We start from the raw sequence: 1,579 nt of genomic DNA, 5'->3' as shown, positions 1-1,579 counted from the left end.
TCGAGGTGTCCGAATGACCCCGAACCCCCACCCCACACCGGCCGCCACCGGCGACCGCATCGAGAGCCCCGACTCGGGGGACACCGGCACCGCCCCGGAACCGGCCGCACCCGCCGGCGGGCGGGGCCGCTGGATTCCCGGCGCCGGTGTCGTCGCGATCATCCTGGCCGCCCTGACCCTGCTCGCGCTCGTCGCCGGGCAGACCCTGCCCGAACGCAGCGGCCCACCCCTCGAGAACATCGCCGTCGAACGCACCGTCCTCGAGCCGGGACGCATCATCCTGACACTGCGCAACGTCGGACCCGACCCGGTGACCGTCGCGCAGGTGGTCGTCAACGACGTCTTCGTCGCCGCCACCGGGGCCGACGACGCCCTCGGCCGCTTCGACTCCGAGCGGATCGTCCTCGACTACCCGTGGATCGCCGGGCAGCCCTACCTGGTGTCGTTGCTGACCTCCACCGGCCTGGCGATCGAGCACGAAATCCCCGCCGCAGCACCGACGCCGACACCCGGGCCACGGTTCTTCGGCCTCATGGCGCTGCTGGGCACCTATGTCGGCATCATCCCGGTGCTGCTCGGCATGCTGCTGCTGCCCGTGCTGCGCCGCGCCCGCCCCGCGCTCGTCCAGTTCGCCCTCGCCGTGACCGTCGGCCTGCTCGCGTTCCTCGCCTTCGACGCCACCGCCGAGGGCATCGAACTGTCCACCGCCACCGGCGGCGCGTTCGGCGGTCCCGCACTGGTCGGGGTGGGGGCGACGCTGTCGTTCCTGACCCTCACCGGGGTGGACCGCTACCTGCGCGCCCGACGCAAGCGCGCCGGCACCGCCGATGCCTCCGCGCTCCGCCTGGCCGCGATGATCGCGCTCGGCATCGGCCTGCACAACCTGGGGGAGGGCCTGGCGATCGGATCCGCCTACGCGGTCGGCGAGCTCGCCCTGGGCGCCTTCCTGGTCATCGGCTTCACCCTGCACAACACCACCGAGGGACTGGCGATCGTCGCACCATTGACCCGCGAGCGCACCTCGGTGCCGGCCCTGCTCGGGCTCGGGCTTCTCGCCGGTGCCCCCGCGGTCCTCGGGGCGGTGCTCGGCGCCACCGTCGTCAACACCGACGTCTCCGCGCTGCTCCTCGGGGTCGGGGCCGGGGCGATCATCCAGGTCATCGTGCAGATCGCACCGACACTGCGGGCCGGGCGCGCCGCCGCAGCGCCGGTCGTGCTCGCCGGCATCGGAGCAGGTCTGACCCTGATGTACCTGACCGGTCTGGCCGTCCCCGCCTGACCGCGCCCCGAGGACCCGCTCCGCCCGCACACCTGGAGGAACGTTGGTGTCCACGCCCCTGTCCCGGCGCACCGTTCTCGCCGCGGCCTGCACCGCCGGCTGTCTCACCGCCGCCGGATGCTCGTCGACGCAACCGCGCCAGGACGAGAGTGCACCCGCCGAGATCACAGCATCCGAGGTGCCCGTCGGCGGCGGAATCGTCCTTGCCGATACCCAACTCGTCATCACCCAACCCGAAGCCGGGGTGTTCCGGGCCTTCTCCGCGGTGTGCACCCACCAGGGCTGCACGGTCTCGGAGGT

Annotated in this window: 2 protein-coding genes; both read left to right on the top strand. The window is 73.0% G+C overall.

Annotated elements, in window-relative coordinates; all coding sequences use genetic code 11:
* Window positions 1-13 precede the first annotated feature (13 nt).
* Window positions 14-1,279, top strand: a complete 1,266-nt coding sequence (locus tag OEY_RS0126770; RefSeq protein WP_010596802.1) for a ZIP family metal transporter — start codon at window positions 14-16, stop codon at window positions 1,277-1,279.
* Window positions 1,280-1,325: 46 nt separating this feature from the next.
* Window positions 1,326-1,579: Rieske 2Fe-2S domain-containing protein (locus tag OEY_RS0126765; protein ID WP_010596801.1), on the top strand; the 254-nt coding region annotated here is incomplete at its 3' end.

This window comes from Rhodococcus sp. P14 (assembly GCF_000256505.1).
GTDB classification, from domain to species: domain Bacteria; phylum Actinomycetota; class Actinomycetes; order Mycobacteriales; family Mycobacteriaceae; genus Rhodococcus; species Rhodococcus ruber.
This window is presented reverse-complemented; position numbering and strand designations above follow the sequence as displayed.

Bases quoted from the DNA above. Each gene is read 5' to 3' on its own strand.
- OEY_RS0126770 (WP_010596802.1), top strand. From the start codon at position 14: ATGACCCCGAACCCCCACCCCACACCGGCCGCCACCGGCGACCGCATC.